Raw genomic sequence first — 20446 nt, 5'->3', positions numbered from 1 at the left:
TTGTCTGGCTTAAGGCTTCATAGCGGTCAGCTTCGCGAGCACATGAATCACCTGTCCCGGTGATGTTTCCTGGGTTAAGGTTTGAATCTGAAATGCGCCCTGAAAGCCGTAGTGTTGCCCCTGTGCTAGCTGCTCTGGGAACTCGATGCAGTAATACCGAAAGGTGTCGAGATTCCAAAAGCTAATATGGGTCGGATCTTGAAAAGCTCCCCGACCTTCGGTTGAGGGAACTCGAATATCAACGGTAGCCCCCGGCTTACAAATTCGCCAAATTTCATTCATGGTGTGAATACTGTCAGGCAAGTGTTCAATGACATCATGGGCTCTGACTTCATCAATGCTGCTGTCGGCAAAAGGAAACGCCTGGGTCAAATCCGCGACAACATCAACGCCAGGGACAGCAGCAATGTCCACCCCGATAAATCCTGCTGACTTGAAGGGACCACATCCTAAATCGATCCGATAGGGGCTAGGTTCACGGGTATGCATGGTTAAGAAATGGGAGAGTATCTGGATCACCGTTGCTTGGTAGGAATAGCGCTGACTGACTTCCCTATGAAACAGCTGAGCAATTTCTGCCCGTTCTGCCTCATGGGCGGAGTAGTAGGCAATTTTAGCTTCGAGTTCATCAATCGTGCGGTAGGAAATTTCGGCATGAACCGATGTCATTTCCTCTAGATCCGATTTCCAATCCGTGAGCACAAAACCACCCACTGCTGCAACATCAAGGATGCGATTATTCACGGCCTGATCAAACTGGAGGGAGGTGATGTTGAGGTTAATTGTCGAATTGGCATAGATCTGCTGTGTGACCGCAGGATCACAGGTTGCTGGATGATAGCGTACCCCAGGGCAGGAGAGGCGGCGATCGCGGCTTAAGCCAACGAGAGCAGCAGGGTCGCCCCCAAAAATATGGATCTCAGGAGCACACAGACGTTGGATCAAAGCTCCCCGGAAGGCATTGGAATGGAGATTTAGTAAGAAGATGTAGTAGTACTTGGCAGTTAACCACTCAAAGACGTTTTCAGCCTGCTCACAGGATTGTTGAGCATAGGCGATCGCAGAGGATTGGAGTTCCGTAGCGAAGTTGGAGAGGCGTTTTTGCAAGTCCGCTTGGAGTTGTGTTGCTGCGGGGAGTTGGAAATACTCCGGGTCAATCTCCGGCAGCACATGTCCCACAAAGGACAGGGGATAGCGCTCAGTTGCATCCGGTGGCGTGTAGGTGAATTCCGAGGCATGACGGATGGGATAGCTCTGGCGAATCCCTAAGGTTTTCAGGTCTTGAAGATTAAATGCTTCGACGCAAAAGTGGCAGCTTCGCTGTCGGGTGCGATAAAAGGCTGGCAGGCGTTGATCTTCATTGCGATAGACACTAAAGCTGCCGAAAAGATTGTCATGGTGAATAAAGATGAGAGGCAGATCAATCAGCTCATACAAAAACCGATTCTGCTCCGGTACATAGGAGGCTAACCTTGCCTCTGAATTGGTAATCCAGCAACCGTCTACTCCACTGTGCGCAATGGCGTGCAGATAATCCTGAAGGTGGGGATAATCGCCGGGATTCAGCGTCACCACCCCATATCCTAATTCCCGGAGTGTCACCTCATAGCAATGAATAATCCGTTGGTAAATCGGCGTCGGAGAATACTCCAGAAGAAAGCTCAGGGTTTGGGTGTCCATAGGCTGAAGTAGGGGCAGAAAATATCAAGTCAAATCAACAGAAATAAATTATTATATTTTCTTGAAAAATGCTTAAAAACTTGTATAGTCTTGGCATTAATCTGCATTCATATTGGTCTTTGATTCCCCAGCAAACCTCAGTTTTTTGACGACAAAAACTGGTGTAGAAACCGAAGTCGTCATATACATTCAGGATTCCTGAATTGTACCCCCTGGGATCAGCATCAGAGCGATCGCGTCGATGAATAGATCCCTGGGAAAATCCCTAAAAACCCATTGGATTTTCCCACCGATGCCTCTAAGAGTAATCTTTTGAGCAATTCAACACGTTGCAGGAAATCAAGGATACCAATTCGAGAGCCGATCCGCCCCTTAAAGGCTTGCCTCAAGGCTGATGTGGGTCATCAGGCAATATTCTTCGGCCAACCCTAAATGACCTATCTTGCCGTAGCATCGATCCAAAGAGAGTTTTTGAGTAACCCTCGGTTTAACGCTCCATAGGTTTTGTCCATGGTCGGTTTTCAACGCTCCATTGCCAGGTTTGCTGGCAAGTTCCCCCTACAAGCGGTGCTGATCGTCCCCTTTGTACTGCAAATTGTCGCCGCAGTTGGCTTGGTGGGGTACCTGTCCTTTAAAAATGGGCAACAGGTGGTGAATGAAATGGCGACCCAGTTGAGTACTGCCGTTGGAGAACGGGTGAACCAAGAACTCAATCACTACCTGGCCATCCCCCATCAAATTAATCAACTCAATCTTGAGGCCATTGAACTGGGGATGTTAAACCTCCAAGACTTTGAAACCATGGGACGCTTCTTCTGGAAGCAGATGCAAATTTTCAATGTCGGCTATATCAACTTTGGAAATCAACAAAAAGAGTTTTCGGGCGTGGAACGCCTAGAGGATGGAACGTTGCAGCGGATTGAGACCACGCTGAAGCAAGGAACGGCTAAGGCTTACTATTACACCACCGATGCTCAGGGGCGAAGAACCCACCTGATTCAGGTTGATGATCACACCGGTGATATCCGCCAGGAAGGCTGGTACACGGCAGCCGTCGCTGCGGGTCACCCCGTCTGGAGTCAGATTTACCAGTGGCAGGATAAACCCGAAGTGCTCTCCATTTCATCCAGCTACCCTGTCTATGGCAAAACGGGGCAGTTGGTGGGTGTGATTGGCGTGGATCTACTCTTACCCAAGATCGGTGAAATGCTGCGGAGCTTGCAGATCAGTTCCCATGGTCGCACCTTTATAGTGGAGCGGAACGGTTTCCTGGTTGCTGGTTCCAGTGGGCACCCAGTCTTTAGTGTTGACCACGGAGAAGCCCACCGACTCTTAGCCATCGATAGCGCCGATCCCCTGACCCAAGCCACGGCTCGATACTTGGTGCAGCAGTTTGGCGGTCTCGGTGCCATTCAGCAGTCCCAGCAGCTGACCCCTCGTTTTGCCGGGGGGCGGCAGTTTGTGCAAGTGACCCCGTGGCAGGATCAGCAGGGACTGGACTGGCTGATTGTGGTGGTGGTTCCAGAGTCTGACTTCATGGGACATATCTATGCCAACACCCAAGTCACGATCGTGTTGTGCGGGATTGCCTTCATGGTCGCGATCGCAGGGGGGATGATAACAGCCCGGTGGATTACCCAGCCGATTTTACAACTGAATGCCACGGCCAAAAAAATTGCCCGAAGGGAATGGCATCATCCCCAACCCTTGGAGCGAGTCGATGCCGTGGGGGAGCTAGCCCAATCGTTTCAAGAGATGGCGGCCCAACTGCAAGCCTCGTTTTCCCAGATGACCTTGCTGAACCGCGCCCTCTCCCAGAGCGAACACCGGCTCACTCAATTTTTAGAAGCATTGCCCATAGGGGTTGTGGTTCATGGTACTGAGGGTCAAGTGACCTATTGCAATCAAACCGCCGCTCACTTGTTGGGCTTATCGGTGATTCCTGAGACGATCGGTGCAGACTTGGCTGATACCTACCACCTCTATCGCATCGGTACCGATCAGCTCTATCCCTTAGAAGACCTGCCAGCACTGCGGGCACTCCGGGGTGAAAACGTCATCATTGAGGACATTGAATTTCGCCATGATGGCCGGGTGATTCCCTTTGAACTGCGGGCAACTCCCATTCGTGATGCCACCGGAGAAATTATCTATGCGGTGGTGGTGTTTCAAGATATTCGTGAACGCAAACAGACCCAACGGCTGCTAGAAGACTATAATCGCACCCTGGCGAACCAAATCGCCCACCGGACAGAGGCGCTCCGCCAAAGTGAAAATCAGTTTAGAAGCGCCTTTGAGACAGCGGCGATTGGCATGTGTCTGGTTTCCATTGACGGGAAAATTTTGCGGGTTAATGCCTCGGTCTGTCAGATTGTCGGCTATTCGGCTTCAGAACTGTTGAATCTGCACTTCCAGGACATTACCCATCCAGGGGATCGAGAATTCGCGACGATCCCGCAGCAGCAACTTTTAGCGGGGGCGATTCACTACTTTCATATCGAGCAACGCTATCTCCACAAGTCGGGGCAGACGGTTTGGGTGCATCTCAGTGTCTCTCTGATTCGTAATTCCCAACAACAACCGTTGTACTTTATCGCCCAACTTCAGGACATCAGCGACGCAAAGTACTCTGAGGCCGAGCGCCAGCGTGTGGAAGCCGAACGACAATTAGCCACTGTTGCGCTCCAAGAGGCCAAAGAAGCTGCAGAAGCTGCCAACCATGCCAAAAGTGAATTTCTAGCGCGGATGAGCCATGAACTGCGCACCCCCCTGAACGCCGTACTGGGGTTTGCCCAGTTGATGCAATGCGAAGCCATTCTGACCCCGGAGCAGCAGGAGCATCTCACCATCATTACTCGCAGTGGGGAGCATTTGCTGGCCTTAATTAACGATGTCCTGGAAATGTCCAAAATTGAGTCAGGGCAAATTACGTTAAATTCAACGACCTTTGATTTGCACCACTTGCTCACCAGTTTGCAGAATATGTTGCAGCTCAAGGCAGAGGCTAAGGGTTTATCCCTCTGCGTCCAGCGATCGCCCACAGTCCCCCAGTTAATTCATACGGATGAGGTGAAATTACGTCAGGTGTTGATTAATCTGTTGGGCAATGCGATTAAATTTACCACCACAGGGGCAGTGACCCTAACAGTGGATTGCACTGTCCACCCTGGGAAGTCTCCCCCTCACCCCCTGATTAGCTTTGAGATCACAGACTCTGGAATGGGGATTAGCCTCCAGGATTTATCAACGATTTTCGCCCCCTTTGTCCAGGCAGATGCGGGCCGCCAATCCCAAGAAGGCACCGGGTTGGGGCTGGCCATTAGTCAAAAATTTGTCCAGTTGATGGGGGGCAAGATTCAAGTTCGTAGTGTCCTCGGGGTCGGGACCACCTTCTCCTTTGAGATTCCGGTACTGATCCAGCCCCCTGCTGAAACGGCTCTAGATGTCTTCCCCCAAGGTCTGCCTGCCGTCACCTCCCCAACGGGGACTGCTGCATCCAGCTTGCGACTGCTGCTCGCCGAGGATAATCCCGTAAATCAAAAACTGGGGCTACGAATGTTAGAGAAATTGGATTATACCGCAGATCTGGCAAAAAATGGACTCGAAGTACTCTCGGCCTTGGCGGCATCTCCCTACGACATCATTTTGATGGATGTACAAATGCCAGAAATGGATGGTCTAGAAGCGACGCGTCAAATCCGACAGCAGCAGAACCCTGGGCAGTGCCCTTTGATTATTGCCTTGACCGCTAATGCGATGCAGGAAGACCGCGATCGCTGTTTTGCTGCGGGGATGGATGACTATCTCAGTAAACCCCTGAGAATGGAGGCACTGCAACAGACCCTCAACCGTGCAGTGGCATCCCTAGGCAGTCGTCCCCCAGCTAGTCGTTAGGGGTTCACGATTACTAGACGGGTTGCTGCACCTGAGGTTCAAACTGGAACAGGGAATAGACGACATTCCGGCGAATATCCGTCATCATCTGCAAGAACAGTTCATAGCCCTCACTCTTGTACTCAATCAGCGGGTCTTTTTGACCGTAACCTCGCAGACCCACGGCATCCCGCAGGGCATCCATTTGTTGCAGGTGTTCCCGCCAGAGGGTGTCGATCTGTTGCAGGATAAAAAAGCGTTCTGCCTGCCGCATTAGTCCGGCCTGGATTTGATCGACTTGCGCCTCCTTCAGGTCATAGGCAATCCGCACCTGCTCATGGAGGAAGATTTTAAGCTCACTCATGTTCAAATCTTCCATTTGATCCGGTTCCAGATCCTGAAGGAGATAGACAAACTCCTTGACCTTATTTACCATGTTTCCCAGATCCCATTCTTCGGGGGGGAGATCGGGATTTACATAGGCCTCCACAATGTCATCCATGGTTAGCTCGGCATATTTGATCACCTGTTCCTTCAGGTCTTGACCTTCTAATACGCGCCGCCGTTCTGCGTAGATAGCACGACGTTGGTTGTTCATCACCTCGTCGTACTCAAACACCTGTTTACGGATGTCGTAGTAGTAAGTTTCGACTTTTTTCTGGGCTCCCTCAAGGGAACGGGTAAGCATACCTGACTCAATGGGCATATCCTCTTCGACGCGGAAGGCACTCATCAAACCCGCAACGCGATCGCCCCCAAAGATTCGCAGCAGGTTATCCTGCAAACTTAGGAAGAACTTCGTGGTACCAGGGTCACCCTGCCGCCCCGAACGACCTCGCAGTTGGTTGTCAATGCGACGGGACTCATGGCGTTCAGTTCCAATTACATGCAGTCCCCCCAGCTGTACAACATCTCTATGTTCTTGACTGGTAAAGGTTTCATATTCCTGGTGGATACACTTATAAACCTCTCTGAGTTTTTCAATCACCGGGTCTGTCGTCGGTGCTTTCTCTGCTGCCACCGCCACCCGATCCTCCGCTTCCAGTTCCGGGAGCGATCGCTCGCCATACTGCTTCACAGCAAAATCTACCGCCGCCTTCAGCAGCTTCTCAGTGTCCGGAACCAGCGCTGTGGGAAAAATCTGCGGTGAGGCCTTCCAGGTCTTGACTTTTTGATCGGTGGCAAAGCCCTGTCCCCCTTGGGAGCCTCCCATACCTGGCACTTTCAGGACTGAGAAGCCCTCTTCTGCCTCGGGTTGCACAATCCGCGGCATGAAATACTCCCGAACTTTCAGCCGTGCCATGTAGTCGGCGTTGCCCCCGAGAATAATGTCCGTTCCCCGACCGGCCATGTTGGTGGCAATGGTAACGGCTCCCTTGCGTCCGGCCTGGGCAATAATTTCCGACTCCCGCTCCACATTTTCAGGCTTGGCATTGAGCAAATTATGGGGTACATCCAATTCGGCTAACAAACGGGACAGTACCTCCGATTTCTCGACACTGGTGGTTCCCACCAGCACCGGACGACCCAGTTCGTGCATTTCAGAACACTCTTGAGCCACAGCCCGCCACTTCGCCTCCTCCGTTTTATAGACCACATCCGAGAGATCCCGGCGCTTGGTGGTTCGATTGGTGGGGATAATAGTAACTTCTAGTTTGTAGATTTTTTCAAATTCTGCTTCTTCTGTTTTAGCAGTTCCCGTCATTCCCCCCAGCTTGGGGTAAAGCAGAAAGAAATTTTGATAGGTAATCGTTGCCAGGGTTTGGGTCTCATTCTGGATATCGACCCGTTCCTTGGCCTCAATTGCTTGGTGTAAGCCATCACTCCAACGCCGCCCTGGCATCACTCGTCCTGTAAATTCATCCACAATCACAATCTCGTTGTTGCGGATGATGTAGTTCACATCTTTAATGAACAGTTCCTTGGCTTTAATAGCGTTAAAGATGTAGTGTGCCCACGGATCTTTAGGGTCAAACAGGTCTTGTACCCCCAAGGATTGCTCGGCGGCCTCAAAGCCTTCATCGGTGAGTAATACATTACGCGCTTTTTCATCAACCTCATAGTGCTCTTCCTGCTTCAGCAAAAAGGCGACTTCTGAGGCGCGCAAATATTTTTCCGTGGGGCGCTCTAGCTGACCGGAAATGATCAGCGGTGTCCGGGCTTCATCAATCAGCACCGAATCAACTTCATCAATAATGCAAAAATTGAAGGGCCGCTGTACGACATCTGGCATGGCTGTTGCCATATTATCCCGCAGATAGTCGAAGCCCAACTCACTATTCGTGGCGTAGGTAATGTCACAGGCATAATTTCGCTCCCGTTCCATGGCCCCCATGCCCTGCTGAATCAGCCCCACACTGAGTCCGAGATAGCGATGCACCTGTCCCATCCACTCTGCATCCCGACGAGCCAGGTAGTCATTGACGGTAACAATGTGAACCCCTTTGCCGGATAGGGCATTCAAGTAGGCAGGTAGGGTAGCCACCAGGGTTTTGCCTTCCCCAGTTTTCATCTCAGCAATCTGCCCATCATGGAGCACCATGCCCCCCAACAACTGCACATCAAAGTGCCGCATCCCCAATACCCGTTGCCCTGCTTCTCGAACCACGGCGAAGGCCTCTGGCAAGAGGTCATCCAGAGACTCTCCTTTCTCAAGACGCTGCTTAAATTCCGCAGTCTTGCCGATCAGTTCCTGTTCCGATAGTTTCTGGATCTCGTCTTCCAGGAGATTGATGTCAACCACATAGGGCTGATATTTCTTGAGTTTGCGGGCATTGGGATCACCCAGCAGAGTCTTCAGCATGGCAAGAAGGAAAACCTATGATTCAGCAGCTATCAAGGATGAGGTCGAAGGGATTCGGCCTAGCTTATCTATAGTAGACTGCCTGGAAGAATAAAACTGGATTGGCTCGGCCTTTTTATTGTAACCCTCTCAGGGTAAGGCTTTAACTAATTTCCAAGACGATCTATTCCCTGGAGGGCATTTCCCAGAGCATAGGGTCTCGTTGACTGACAAAAGCTGAGTATAAAAGCTTGAAACCCTTTTTAGATCTGCGATTAGAGTAGCTACTCGGTTGTATAGACAAAGGTTTGCATCTGAAACTCAAAGCGATAGCGACGTTTTTCATCTTGTTTGCGATCGCCACCCTAGATGCCTTGGTGCAGGTTGTTGCAGCCGTTCATGGGGAGGTTGAAGTCCTGATGGATGGGGGAATTCGTCGGGGTACCGATGTCCTGAAAGCGTTGGCCTTAGGAGCTCAGGCGATTTTGCTGGGGCGACCTATACTTTGGGGGCTGGCGGTGGGTGGATCTGCGGGCGTAGAACGGGTTCTGGGGCTATTACGGCAAGAACTAGACCTCGCCATGGCCTTAAGTGGCTGTCCCTGTCTGGCGGATATTGATGCCAGTTTGTGCCAGCGACTGGCTGCACAAACTTGGTAGATACAGCTCGTGAGAGGCGCGACAATCTCGACGTTTTCAATAACCTTACCAGTCTGCTTCTGGAAACTTTGGATCTACCTCTTTAAGGGGGAGTATCCCGTTCACTACTGTACAAACTCACCAGTCGAGAGATAAAAATGGTTGGATACATCAATCCAGTGATCCCCTCTAGATTCGACAGGATTCTTGTAATTGGGATCGCTGGGGTAATGTCACCATAGCCCACTGTAGTCAACGTGGTGAAACTAAAGTAGAACAAATCTGACAAGCTCTGGAAGGCAGAGACGCCTCTAAAACCATCAGGATGCAGATAATAAACCGTAAAATATAACTCTCCCCAAAAGAGCCCAATGAGGATATAAACACAGACTCCACCTTTGAGGGTGTCGGCTCCCACCTTGGGGGTATTAAAGATTTCCTGCGTAATTAACCGCACGGGAATGCCCAGAAGAAACAGAAAGATGAGACTGCTGATCACCACCCCAGAATTACTGAGGTTGAATCCAATCAGTCCCAGCTTCCCCAGGAGTTGCAAAAGAAAAGACAACCCCGCCAACACTAAGTAGAGCCTGAACACCGCTTGATTTGGTTTAATCCGGTTGACAATCAAAACCAGTACCACCGATAAAGTCAGTGGAAATAGCAAGCTAGTTATCAGGTTATTGGTGAAAAAGGGAGCCGCTAAGAAGGTGGCAATCAGAGTTAATAGCAGCTGATTGTACTTGTTCTCTGCCAGCTGGAGTAGCTTCATGTATTCATCCGTTCATAGATAGCGGAGGTTGAGGGGGAGAACCGCGTCAGGTAATTAAAGATCCAGAACTTAATACAGGAATCCATAATCACCGGAATCGTAGCAATGAAAAGGTAAATAAATCCCTTGCTTTCCGGCAAACCGAAATGACGCAACGTCCCCTCTAAGATGACTTCCCACCCCTCCGCCGAGTGAAAGCCGACAAACATGTCAGTGACGAGAATGAACAAAAAAACTTTCGCGGGATCACTCAAACTCAAGAAGGTTTGATTCGAAAAGCGTCTGAGGCCCATGAGTTTATCGCGCCCCAGATAGACCAGGCCGGCAAATGCCATCAACGATACCCCATCTGACAGAAGATTTTTCCAGCCATCTAGAGAACGATAAAGCGCCTTGGTCATGATTTCCCTAGCAGCTTCTGTGAGGTGATCTGCTTGCTCTGATTGGCTCTGAGGGGGAATCAATCCCAGTAGTTCCTTGACTTCTAAGGTCTCTTTGAGCCGGGTAAACTCTGCCAAAGATTCTTCAACAATCTCTTCATTCAGCTCAATTTGGGCATAGTTCTGCTTGCCATAGGCATTCAAGAGGGGCTCAAAAATTAAGTTGTGGGTGAGGACCTGCACCAGTAGGGGAAGGATGAGGAGCAATAGTAACCAGCGGATTGCTGTTCTGTTTTGCTGACGTTGGGCTCGTAATTCCCGAATCACCTCCTGCTCATACTCAGGGCTGAGTTGTTTGCCAATCTGAGCCATCCGTTCCAAAAATGAATTGGGTCGTTCGGGGTGGATGCGTTTCAAGACTGATTCTAAGGGCACCATACTTGGGGTCGATGCCTTGTTTTCGGGTTCGAAGTTGGTTGCCTCGGTGGATGCGGAGATCGGTGTCAGCACCTCAGGGGTGATCGCCTCTAGGCTCTCGAAATCAGGAGGGGTAGAGAGCTTATGTGAAGCGTTCGTTCCCAGTTGAGACTGCCGATACTTTGAGACTACTGTCTCAATGAAGGTCAGTTTTTCCAGAATCAGCGTTTCTGGATCGGTTGTAGAGGCAAGCGCTGCACCATTTCCCTCCCCATCACTCGCGGCCACCCCTAGCTCTCCCGCAGGCCGGGATATGAAAAAACCACTCAGCCTAAATTGAGTCAGACTTAGGCGAATTCTGGCAAGTTCTCGCTCCAGTTGGGTACGAAAGTAGTCACAAACTGTTTTGCCCTTCCCTGGCCGCAAACCGATGCGATCGCCCTCAAAGTGTTTGTCCTCAATTTCTTTGATCACCAAGGCACCTTGATAGGCATCTTCTAGGCGATCGAGGGCGATCTGATTCACCCACCGATGGATCGGGAATTGCCAGACTTTCATCGTCACAGGCGCGGCAATAGAACTTCAGGCTTTATGTTAAACCAGATCCTGCGTGTCAACTTGCCGAATCAGCTTTGCCCTCGATCTCTGGAGAGGGTAAGGAAGCCTTCGTCAGGGGTTCAGAGGGAGCAACCACCAAATCTTGACGGAGACGCTCCGCTGCTTCTTCTTGATCTTGCTGTTTCTTCAGTTGTCGCACTGACTCCTGCCCCGCACCAAACAGTAATCCTGCCCCCGCACCAATCAAGAAATATCGATGGCGCAGATCCCGGTAGAATCGACTGTGAAAAGGCGGGCTGGCAATTTCGGCGATCGCCAGACCAATTAACGCCCCCGCAGCTGCAACAATCAAAGCTGAACAGGCCACACATTTATAGTTCATTACCGTGCCCCCTTTAAAGGCTCACATCCCCATCTTCTCAAGGGTCATGCTGGGATCAGAGTAAATTTCAACTCCCGTAATATTTCGATTCATTGGGTAACAATGGTTCCAACTCTTGAGCTCAAGGTATCACGTTGAAATCTAGGTGGTGATTACTAGACCCCATCAGAACTTCTAGTTAAGAAGGAGGAGCCTCAGGGGATGGGGGCAAGCTGGGTGGTTGAGAAGGGGGGCCAGAAAATAACTGCTCTGCAAGGTTCTTGATCACCACATACAAAACGGGTACCAGTAGCAAGCTCAAGAATGTTGCAACGAACAACCCACCAAATACAGCATAGCCTACTGACCATCTGGAATTTGCCCCTGCTCCTGAGGCCACTAGCAGCGGAAAGAAACCTGCCAACCCAGACAAGGCTGTCATTAAAATCGGGCGTACTCTTTCACGACAGGCATGAACCACTGCTTGGGTATAATTCATTCCCCGAGACAGGGATTGGTTAGCCAACTCCACAATCAAAATTGCGTTCTTACTCGCTAAACCAATCAGCATGATCAGCGCAATTTGGCAGTAAACATTGTTTACTAGCCCTCTAGCCATAGTGAACCCCAATGCCCCAAGCATTGCCAACGGCACTGTAAGCATAATTATGGCTGGATCAACATAACTTTCGTACTGAGCTGACAAAACAAGAAAGACAACTATCAGCCCTAAGCCAAAGATAATTGGGCCCAATCCACCCGCTGTGAGTTCCTCTCTAGCAGGCCCAAACCACTCATAACCAGTCCCAGGAATAGCAGCTTCCTTATTGGCCTCTAGCATTGCCTGAATGCCTTGCCCAGAACTGAAGCCCGGTGCCGGAGTGCTAACAATATCAGCGGAACGGTAAATATTGAAATGGTTAATCACCTGGGGACCACTGGTTCTCTTTATGGTTACCAATTCCGACAATGCCACCATCTGGTTATCTTGGGAACGGACATAGATTTGCCCAATATCCTCTGGAGAATCCCGAAACTGAGCATCCGCCTGGACATAAATCTGATAATACCGGGGGCCATAGGAGAACTGACTGACAAAGTTAGAACCCAAATAGGTTCCCAGGGTGGTCACAGCATCGTTAAAATTGACATTAAGAGCCTCAAGGCGATCGCGATCAATATCAATTTCTATTTGAGGAGCGCTAGGTGGAGTGGGTGAAAATACAGTACCCCTACCTCTGATATTAAAAATGGGCTCCTTATTAGCTGTAGCAATAATAGAGGCGGCATTTTCCAAAAATTGATCGAAGGTCAATTTGCCACCTGTGCGATCTTGAAACTGAAACTCATTTCCGCCATAGTTTCCCAAACCTAAAATGGCCGGCAAATTCACTGCAACCACCCGAGCATCAGTGATAGAGGCAAAGTCTTGATTCACCCGACGCAGCAAACCATCGATTTGCTGGTCTGGTTTTGTGCGCTCTTCCCAGGGTTTTAAGGAGGCATACATGGTGCCAACGTTGGGGATACTCCCTTGGTTGCTATTGCCGGGTAGAACCGTCACATATTCTATTTCCTCATAGTTCTTCAATTTCTCCCAAATCTGATCCGCTACTTTATTCGTGTAGGTTAGGGAAACACCGGGAGGAGCATTAATGATCCCCAAAAACACCCCTTGATCTTCCTGAGGAACAAATCCACCTGGGAGTGTCTTAAAAAGAAAAAAGGTTGCAGCTAAACCGATCCCAAAAAAAACAAGTACTAGATAGCGAATCCGAATCAGAAATTCAACTAAGGAAATGTAGTGATCTTTGAACCAATCAAATCCTTGGTTAAAACCCCTAAAGAACCAGCCCAGGGGTCCCCCCATTTCATGTTCTCTTCGCCGAAGTAAAATACCACCGATACTAGGGCTAAAACTTAGGGCATTAAAGGTGGAGACAGCAATGGAAAAGGCAATAGTGAGAGCAAATTGTTGATAAATTCGCCCGGTGGTACCGGGGAAAAATGCAACGGGCACGAACACGGCCATCAGAACCAAAGAGGTACTGATCACCGCCCCAGTTAGCTCATTCATGGCTTCAATAGCTGCTTGGCGAGGGGGGATGCCGTTTTCCACCTTTTCAGCGATAGCCTCAACTACGACGATCCCATCGTCAACAACAAGCCCTGTGGCTAGAACCAAACCCAGCATGGTCAGAGTATTTAGAGAAAACCCAAACACAAAGGCGATCGCTAGGGCTCCAATCAAGGACACTGGTATTGCAATCACCGGGACTACCAAAGCTCGCCAGTCCTGTAAAAATACAAAGATCACTAATACAACCAACCCAATTGCCTCAGCCAAGGTCACTAACACATCCTTGGTGGAAGCATTGACAAATAAGGTAGTATCAAAAACCGGTTCAGCTACGAGTCCAGGAGGAAAGTTCTGCTGCAATTCTGCCAACTTCTCCTTGACAGCATTGGCTACATCTAAGGCATTCGCTGTAGCTGCTTGGAAAATCAGCATTGTCTCACCTGCGTGGCCATTAATATAAGCACCACTTGTATAGTTCTGCGCTCCAAGTTCGGCTCGACCAACATCCTTAAGCTTTACAAGGTCTCCATTGGGTTTTACTTTGAGGACGAGGTTTTCAAAATCTTTAACATCAGTTAATTGGGTGTTAGATGGGATCGTGAACAGGAAGGTCTGGCTATCAGGAGTCGGCGGTTGACCTAAGCCACCTAACCCTACCAAAGGGTTTTGTTGTTGGACTTTAGTGATCACATCCTGAGCTGTTAACTCAACCCCCGCAAGGGCATTGGGATCTAGCCAGATCCGCATTGCATAGAGAAGTTGGCCACTGTAAGTAACCAAAGCTATTCCGGGAATGCGGTTAATTTCGTCGTTGATGTAGAGGTCAACGTAGTTACTGATAAATTTGGGGCTTAGGGAATCGTCGGGGGAATAGATGCCAACGGCCAAGAGAATGGCAGGCGAGGTTTTCTGGATACTCACACCCTGTTGTTGGACTTGGGTGGGAAGCAAGGGGGAGGCAATACCCACCCGGTTTTGCACATCCACTTGAGCTAAGCTCTGATCTTGATTGGGGCTGAAATAGGCAGTAATTAAGGACTGGCCAGTGGCGGTGCTACTGGAGGTCATATACTCCATGTTGGTAGCTCCATTGATCTGCCGCTCCAAGGGAGTAGTGACAGTATTTTCGACGGTTAAGGCATCTCCCCCTGTTAATGTGGCAGACACCTGGACAGTCACCGGAGTCAGGGGGGGCAAGTAGCTAATTGGCAATAGGGGTATACATACCGATCCAGCTAGCAGGATCAACAAGGTACAAACTGTTGCCAGAACCGGGCGCTTGATGAAATTGGTGGCAATAGATAACATCACCATTCAGGGATACTCCTACGACTCTGGTTTGATTGCAACGCCATTTCTTAAATTGAGAATACCTGACACAGCGATAGTATCCCCAGCTTTCAGCCCCTCTAATACCTGATAGCTCTGCCCTTGAACCGTACCTAATTGCACGAGTCGTTGGCAGACAATCTTAGTCGCCTCTGTTGGTGGATCTCCCTTTTTACAGGATCCGTTCTGAGCAATAAAGACAAAGTTCTCGCCGGCGATCTGAGAAATTGCAGTCGCGGGGATCAAAACACCAGGTTTTCGGCTCCAAATCACCCTGGCCTTGACATACTGACCGTTTCGGAGTTTTCCGGTGGGGTTGGGAAAGCGCGCACGGGTGGTAATGGACTGAGCCCCCGAGTTGACTTGAGGTGAAATAAAGAAAATTTCCCCTGTGGAAAGGACTTCATTGGTTTTAGGTTCAAGTAACTCAACCGTAATTCCTGTCCTGACTTGAGGAGCGCGACTGGATGGAATAGATATCAACAAATCCAGAAGATTATTTTGGGTAATCGTGGTCAGGGACTGTCCGGTGTTAACGTAGTCTCCCACCTTGAGGTTGATGTTGCCAACAATGCCAACAATGGGCGATCGCACCGATTTAAACTGCACGGGTACGACCGCAGTTACCACCGCTGATTGAGCATTGCGAAGATCTGCTTTGGCTTGTGCAACCGCAGATTGAGCTGCTCTGACGGACTCCTGATCTGCCTTCAGGGTGGCGATCGCCTCTTCCAGAGATTTCGTTTGCTCATCTAGATCAACCTGAGGTTGGACACCCTCAGCCACCATCAATTTGACCCGCCTATAGTTGACCTGCTGCAGCTCCAAATTTGCCTGAGCCTTGACCACATTTGCCCGCGCCACTAGCAGGTTAGCCTGAGCCGTTTTGACATTAGCATTGAAGGCATTGGCATTGGCGATCGCACTGGATAATTGGGGTACGGTCTGATCAGGCTGGAGTTGGAAGATCAGATCTCCAGGCTTGACTAATTGCCCATATTTGACGGCAACCGCAGTAATCCGACCCTCAATTTCGGGCCTCAGCTCCACGGTCTCGACAGCTTGTAAGCTACCCACATATTCAGTACTATCCTCAACCTGGTTCGGCTCAATCAATTGTAATTTCACCGGCAGGGCAGGGGGAGCCGCAGAGGTTTGGGGTTTACCCTGGCAGGATGTTGCCAGAGTAGCAACCAGCAGTGCTAGGCTCAGCAATCTCCCTGAGAGAAAGCCGTTATTTCTTCGCATAGACGGATCTCAAGCGTGTAATTTGCTAACACTTGACAGAGATACTCTATAAGAGTTATGCCCCCCCCTATTCCTAGGCAACTCTGGAGACTGATTCGGAATTGAGGGATGGCAACGTCTTCAAGTAGCTCCTGTCTGGGAGGATATAAAGTCCTCCCAGAGTGCTTGCGATGATACTACCATCAAGCTTTTCCGATGGGGTAACCGCAGGTATAAGTTTTTAGCCCTCCGGCGGAATTGACAGATGCTTTTATTACAGCCTAGGCTGTAGCTACTGAGGTTAAGCAGGGCATTATTATGGAAGTTTCCCGTCCCCATGCCAAAGAACCCTCCCCCGAAACCCTCCAAGACTTAAAAAAACTGCAAGCAATGCTTGAGTGGGCGATCGCCGATGGTAAAATCTCCCAGGCTGAGGTTACTGCCTTTATGACTGCGGCGCGGTCTGATGGCAAGGTTTCGGTGGATGAGTTAGGGCTTTACCGAACCTTCGTACTGGATAAAATTGCTAAGGGTGAACTGGACTATGACTGGTCGTAACAGCGTGTGCGGACGATGACAGAAGGGGCAGCAATTGAGGAAGCATTAGAGCAGTTCCTTCTGGTGACTTCAGTTTCTCTGACTGTTGCCACTCTGCCACAGGTGATCTCGTGGGTTCGCCAAATTCCCTACACCTTGTTGCTCGTGATTGTCGGCTTGGGTCTAGCTTTACTGGATATCCATCTGGTGGAGTTGTACCCCGAGCTGATTTTGTCCATTTTCCTGCCGCCCTTACTGTTTGAAGCGGCTTGGAATCTTGACTGGTCGGATTTGAAGCGCGATTTATTTCCGATCTCACTGTTGGCGGTGGCTGGGGTCGTGATTACCATTTTGGGGGTGGCCTTTACCCTTCACTGGGGAATGGGGATGGCGCTGCCAATTGCCTTGGTCGTGGGGGCCTGCCTTGCCGCAACCGATCCGGTTGCGGTCGTAGCACTCTTTAAGGAATTGGGAGCACCGAAGCGACTGAAAACCCTGGTGGACGGCGAAAGCTTATTCAATGATGGGGTAGCAGTGGTGGCCTTTACCCTCCTGGTGGGCATTCCCTTGGGGGTACAGGAATTTTCTCTCCAGGAAACCGTTGCCCGGTTTGGCGTGTTTGTTGGATTGGGGATTGCGGTTGGGGTGTTGGTTGGGTTTGGGATTTCCTACTTTACCCAGCGATTTGACCTGCCGTTGGTGGAGCAATCTCTGACCTTGGTGGCTGCCTATGGCACTTACCTGATAACCGAAGAACTCGGTGGGTCTGGCGTCATTGGGGTGGTGACAGCTGGGGTGATTTTGGGGAACTTTGGCTCTCGCATTGGCATGAGTCCCCGTACCCGCTTGATCGTCGCTGAGTTTTGGGAATTCATCGCCTTTTTTGTCAACTCCATTGTCTTTCTATTAATTGGCAATCAGATTCGCTTCTCGGTGTTGTTGGAAAACTTCCCTCTGATTGCCGTCACCATTGGTGCCGTGCTCTTGACGCGACTGCTGGCGGTGTTTAGTCTCAGTGCCATCAGCAACTGGCTGGTGAAGTCTGACATTGACTGGAAGATCCAGTTGGCAGTCTGGTCGGGGGGGGCTTCGGGGTGGGGTGACGATTGCCTTGGCCCTGAGTATTCCCGTCGCGATCGCCCAGCGAGATGAAATCATTGCCACCCTATTCGGCGTCGTTCTATTCACCCTGTTGGTGGAGGGGCTGACCATGAAATGGCTTTTACAACGCTTGAATCTCTTGGGTGATCAACCCCTGCGGCAACACTTCCTAGAAATTCTCGCTCGACAGGTGGCGTTGGGGCGAGTTCTGGAGCGCTTACAAACCCTGCAACAGCGACCTGGCATTTCACTGGAGTTTTATCGCTATCAGATTGACTTGGTGGAGGCGCAACTCCGCAATTTGCAGTCAGAAAGTCAGAAGCTGCTCCACGAAGAGCCGGAACTACAGGCTTTTGCCGTTGAAAAACTGAGTCAGGAAATTCAAGCGATTGAATCGGATACCTATGCAGAGTTTGTCCGTCTAGGTCTGCTCAAGCAGGAACTTTCTCCCCTACTAGCTGAAGTTCTCCGGGAAGCTAACTAGGGCGTGTCATCAGATAGGTTGACGGGCCACCCGCTTACTGCTGTTGTAGAACAATAATAGTAAGCGGGTGACAAGCCAGCGCCCCGATATATATGGGACTTCTCTCCCTTCTCACCCGTTAAGGCTTCAGACGTAGCAATCCAGCCCCAGTCGTCTAGGCTTCATTGGGAAGGGTCAACAGCTCCCCAATCCAGCACGGTTCCGGTCAAACAAGCACCCCGACAATCTGACCCCGTGAGAATGGCCGATCCTAACTCTGTACACAGCAGGTTTGCACCTTGGAGATTGGCTCCCGTGAGGTCTGCGCCCCAGAGATCGGCTTCTTCCAAGTTGGCTCCCCGCAGATCAGCACCTTGGAGGAGGGCTTGGTTGAGATTGGTGCTGCGCAGATCTGCCCCCTGCAAGTTCGCCCCTCGCAGATCAGCCCCCCGGAGATCCACCCCCTGAAAATTGCCCCCCGTGAGGTTAGCCCCACTCAAGATGGCGGTTGCCAGGGTGGAACGGGGCATCCTCACCTGCATTAGATTTGCCCCCCGCAAGTTGCTACCCCGTAAATCCGCTTCAGTTAAGTTGGCCTGGATTAAGTTAGCTCCCAGGAGATGGGCACGCAGATCAGCGCCAATGGCCTGCACCCCGAGGAGATTTGCGCCCTCTAGATGTGCCTGGGTCAGCTTCGCCCCATCCAGAATTGCTACCCCTCAAAATTGACCCCCGCCAAGTTACTACCTGACCCATCTTGACCCGAGAGATCAACGTCTTCGAGGAGGGCACCGGGGAGTTGAGCACCGGGGTAGAGTTGCGGTATGGTCATGATTCCGACCCTCCTTCGGGCACCGACAGCGGTTGAGTTTCCGGGGGGATGGCCCAGAGCGATTCCTGAGAACGGGAGTCCAGTAACCACATACCAGCCGCTATCTTCGGTAGCGCCACGGGCAGGGTCAGCCCTTGTTTGATGGCATAGACCAGGACTTCCAGGGTATCAACCAGGAGGGGTTCCCAATGACCACCGCGCTCGGCCTGACACCTCTGCAAGGCCTGCGTCAGATTGTGATCGGTAGTGAGGACGGTGGGGTGTCCGGGGGCAGGGGAGGGGTGGGTCAGTCGTTGCTGAAAGGCAGCGACCAAGCCCAGAATCCGAGACTCTAAGGGAATCGCCTCCCCAACTAAACCCCCAGGTAAACCCGAACCATCCCAATGTTCAGTGAAATGGGTGATGATGGTGGCGATCGCCCGGAGTCGGTTCATGGTGCGTAAGACTTGGGCACCGGGATGCAGGGGACAGACCAGGGGAGTCTCCAGGGGGGATGGGCCTGTTGAGGCTCCAAAGTTCTCTGGCTCCAGAAACACCAGCCGATGGAGGAGTCCTGCCAGTCGTAAGCGGTGCAACTGCCAAGCGGGCAGATCGAGGAGTTGCCCCATGGCCTCTGCCAAGGAGGCCACCTCTGCGGCGGCGTTGGGATTTTGCAGATCGCTTTGATCAATAATCTGAGCCAATCTTAGCAGGGCTTGCAGCTCATTGGCGGTGAGATTCCGATCCAATGTTTCCGGGTGTAGGGCTTGTTGGTTGGTTTGCAGGTATTCGACCACACGGGAAACCACCAGCCCCAGGGAACCTTTTGGAGGAGTTGCCTCAGCGGCGGCCATCACCTGCAACTGTTGGTTTAACTGGGTTTGCAAGTCAGGGCGATACGGCCCCACATGGGCGATCGCCAGGGCGACGGTCTCCTGCACCAATCTCGGCTCAAAGGTCCAAAACCCATAGAACTTCCGTTCCAAGTCATTCGCAGGTAAGCCTGCCGCGCCATAATCAGCTACCGATATTTCCTGGCATAACACCATAGCGGTGTAGTTGGGTGAGCAAATGATTAAATGCCACTCCTGAGCCACGGGGTCGGCAGGATCGAGACTCACAAGGGCGACATTCGATCTCTGACTGGTGGGGTGGTCTTGGAAACCGGACTCTGCCGTTGCCAAAATCACCACCTGACTGGCGTGATCGGCGATCGCCCCATAGCGATCGGCCTCTTCTAAATACCACTTTCCCCGCTGAAAGGCCGTAATCACCAGGGGAGCCGTTGCTGACGCTAGAATCGCATCTTCCAAGGCATGGCAGAGAGCCACCAGGGTATTTTTGTAGTAGACTCCAAAATTCAGAGGCCGGGTGCCCACCTGTCCGCATAGGTGAGCTGCCTGGAGTTGTTGTAGAATCGAACCGATTAACATAGTG

Annotated in this window: 12 protein-coding genes and 2 pseudogenes; 4 read left to right on the top strand and 10 right to left on the bottom strand. The window is 51.0% G+C overall.

Translation table 11 applies throughout. The annotated features are described in order from the left end of the window. Positions 1-9: 9 nt before the first annotated feature. Positions 10-1680, bottom strand: a complete 1671-nt coding sequence (locus DO97_RS20910) for a glycosyltransferase family protein (RefSeq protein WP_052128575.1) — start codon at positions 1678-1680, stop codon at positions 10-12. Between the two features lie 510 nt (positions 1681-2190). On the opposite strand from DO97_RS20910, the gene DO97_RS20905 reads away from it, so the two are divergent. Beyond that, the gene (locus tag DO97_RS20905; protein ID WP_052128574.1) at positions 2191-5574 is read left to right on the top strand and encodes a PAS domain S-box protein; all 3384 of its coding nucleotides are present in this window, start codon (positions 2191-2193) and stop codon (positions 5572-5574) included. A 13-nt stretch (positions 5575-5587) separates the two neighbouring features. Here DO97_RS20905 and secA read toward each other — a convergent pair whose 3' ends face one another. Further along, on the bottom strand, positions 5588-8356 hold the full coding sequence (gene secA / locus DO97_RS09465) for a preprotein translocase subunit SecA (RefSeq protein ID WP_036532835.1): 2769 nt from the start codon (positions 8354-8356) through the stop codon (positions 5588-5590). A 332-nt stretch (positions 8357-8688) separates the two neighbouring features. Between secA and DO97_RS09460 the strand changes: the two are divergent. After that, positions 8689-8994 (top strand): annotated as a pseudogene (locus DO97_RS09460) (alpha-hydroxy-acid oxidizing protein); the annotation flags it as partial. An 82-nt stretch (positions 8995-9076) separates the two neighbouring features. On the opposite strand, the gene DO97_RS09455 reads toward DO97_RS09460, so the two are convergent. From DO97_RS09455 to DO97_RS09435, 5 genes are all read right to left on the bottom strand, one after another. After that, positions 9077-9745: a potassium channel family protein gene (locus DO97_RS09455; protein WP_036532830.1), complete on the bottom strand. Its 669-nt coding sequence runs from the start codon at positions 9743-9745 to the stop codon at positions 9077-9079. Further along, entirely contained in the window at positions 9742-11100 is a 1359-nt protein-coding gene (locus tag DO97_RS09450) for a hypothetical protein (RefSeq protein ID WP_036532828.1), read from the bottom strand. The genes DO97_RS09455 and DO97_RS09450 overlap by 4 nt, the downstream gene beginning before the upstream one ends. A 55-nt stretch (positions 11101-11155) precedes the next feature. Beyond that, positions 11156-11482: a hypothetical protein gene (locus DO97_RS09445; protein ID WP_052128573.1), complete on the bottom strand. Its 327-nt coding sequence runs from the start codon at positions 11480-11482 to the stop codon at positions 11156-11158. 178 nt (positions 11483-11660) lie between these two features. Next, positions 11661-14855 carry an efflux RND transporter permease subunit gene (locus DO97_RS09440; RefSeq protein WP_072016410.1) on the bottom strand — a complete coding sequence of 1065 codons (3195 nt, stop codon included), beginning with the start codon at positions 14853-14855 and terminating at the stop codon, positions 11661-11663. 12 nt (positions 14856-14867) lie between these two features. Next, positions 14868-16118, bottom strand: coding sequence for an efflux RND transporter periplasmic adaptor subunit (locus DO97_RS09435; RefSeq protein ID WP_036532826.1), 1251 nt, complete (start codon positions 16116-16118; stop codon positions 14868-14870). A 297-nt stretch (positions 16119-16415) separates the two neighbouring features. Between DO97_RS09435 and DO97_RS09430 the strand changes: the two genes are divergently transcribed. Further along, positions 16416-16655 carry a hypothetical protein gene (locus DO97_RS09430; RefSeq protein ID WP_036532824.1) on the top strand — a complete coding sequence of 80 codons (240 nt, stop codon included), beginning with the start codon at positions 16416-16418 and terminating at the stop codon, positions 16653-16655. A 15-nt stretch (positions 16656-16670) separates the two neighbouring features. Further along, positions 16671-18219, top strand: a pseudogene (locus DO97_RS09425) (cation:proton antiporter). Positions 18220-18380: 161 nt separating this feature from the next. Here the strand turns inward: DO97_RS09425 and DO97_RS09420 are convergent. The 3 genes from DO97_RS09420 to DO97_RS09415 are packed head-to-tail and all read right to left on the bottom strand — an operon-like array spanning position 18381 to position 20442. After that, positions 18381-18851 (bottom strand): pentapeptide repeat-containing protein, encoded by a 471-nt coding sequence (locus DO97_RS09420; RefSeq protein ID WP_239651606.1) that lies wholly within the window; start codon positions 18849-18851, stop codon positions 18381-18383. A 59-nt stretch (positions 18852-18910) separates the two neighbouring features. Further along, positions 18911-19030 carry a pentapeptide repeat-containing protein gene (locus DO97_RS26275; protein WP_239651605.1) on the bottom strand — a complete coding sequence of 40 codons (120 nt, stop codon included), beginning with the start codon at positions 19028-19030 and terminating at the stop codon, positions 18911-18913. Continuing rightward, positions 19027-20442, bottom strand: coding sequence for a DICT sensory domain-containing protein (locus tag DO97_RS09415; protein ID WP_052128572.1), 1416 nt, complete (start codon positions 20440-20442; stop codon positions 19027-19029). The genes DO97_RS26275 and DO97_RS09415 overlap by 4 nt, the downstream gene beginning before the upstream one ends. Positions 20443-20446 lie beyond the last annotated feature (4 nt).

The organism is Neosynechococcus sphagnicola sy1 (assembly GCF_000775285.1).
GTDB classification, from domain to species: domain Bacteria; phylum Cyanobacteriota; class Cyanobacteriia; order Neosynechococcales; family Neosynechococcaceae; genus Neosynechococcus; species Neosynechococcus sphagnicola.
Note: the sequence above shows the minus strand (reverse complement) of the source record. Positions and strands in the feature narration are given on the sequence as shown.

Excerpts from the sequence above, each read along its gene's own strand:
- DO97_RS20910 (WP_052128575.1), bottom strand. The coding sequence starts at position 1,680 with ATGGACACCCAAACCCTGAGCTTTCTTCTGGAGTATTCTCCGACGCCG.
- DO97_RS20905 (WP_052128574.1), top strand. The coding sequence starts at position 2,191 with ATGGTCGGTTTTCAACGCTCCATTGCCAGGTTTGCTGGCAAGTTCCCC.
- secA (WP_036532835.1), bottom strand. The coding sequence starts at position 8,356 with ATGCTGAAGACTCTGCTGGGTGATCCCAATGCCCGCAAACTCAAGAAA.
- DO97_RS09455 (WP_036532830.1), bottom strand. The coding sequence starts at position 9,745 with ATGAAGCTACTCCAGCTGGCAGAGAACAAGTACAATCAGCTGCTATTA.
- DO97_RS09450 (WP_036532828.1), bottom strand. The coding sequence starts at position 11,100 with ATGAAAGTCTGGCAATTCCCGATCCATCGGTGGGTGAATCAGATCGCC.
- DO97_RS09445 (WP_052128573.1), bottom strand. The coding sequence starts at position 11,482 with ATGAACTATAAATGTGTGGCCTGTTCAGCTTTGATTGTTGCAGCTGCG.
- DO97_RS09440 (WP_072016410.1), bottom strand. The coding sequence starts at position 14,855 with ATGGTGATGTTATCTATTGCCACCAATTTCATCAAGCGCCCGGTTCTG.
- DO97_RS09435 (WP_036532826.1), bottom strand. The coding sequence starts at position 16,118 with ATGCGAAGAAATAACGGCTTTCTCTCAGGGAGATTGCTGAGCCTAGCA.
- DO97_RS09430 (WP_036532824.1), top strand. The coding sequence starts at position 16,416 with ATGGAAGTTTCCCGTCCCCATGCCAAAGAACCCTCCCCCGAAACCCTC.
- DO97_RS26275 (WP_239651605.1), bottom strand. The coding sequence starts at position 19,030 with ATGACCATACCGCAACTCTACCCCGGTGCTCAACTCCCCGGTGCCCTC.
- DO97_RS09415 (WP_052128572.1), bottom strand. The coding sequence starts at position 20,442 with ATGTTAATCGGTTCGATTCTACAACAACTCCAGGCAGCTCACCTATGC.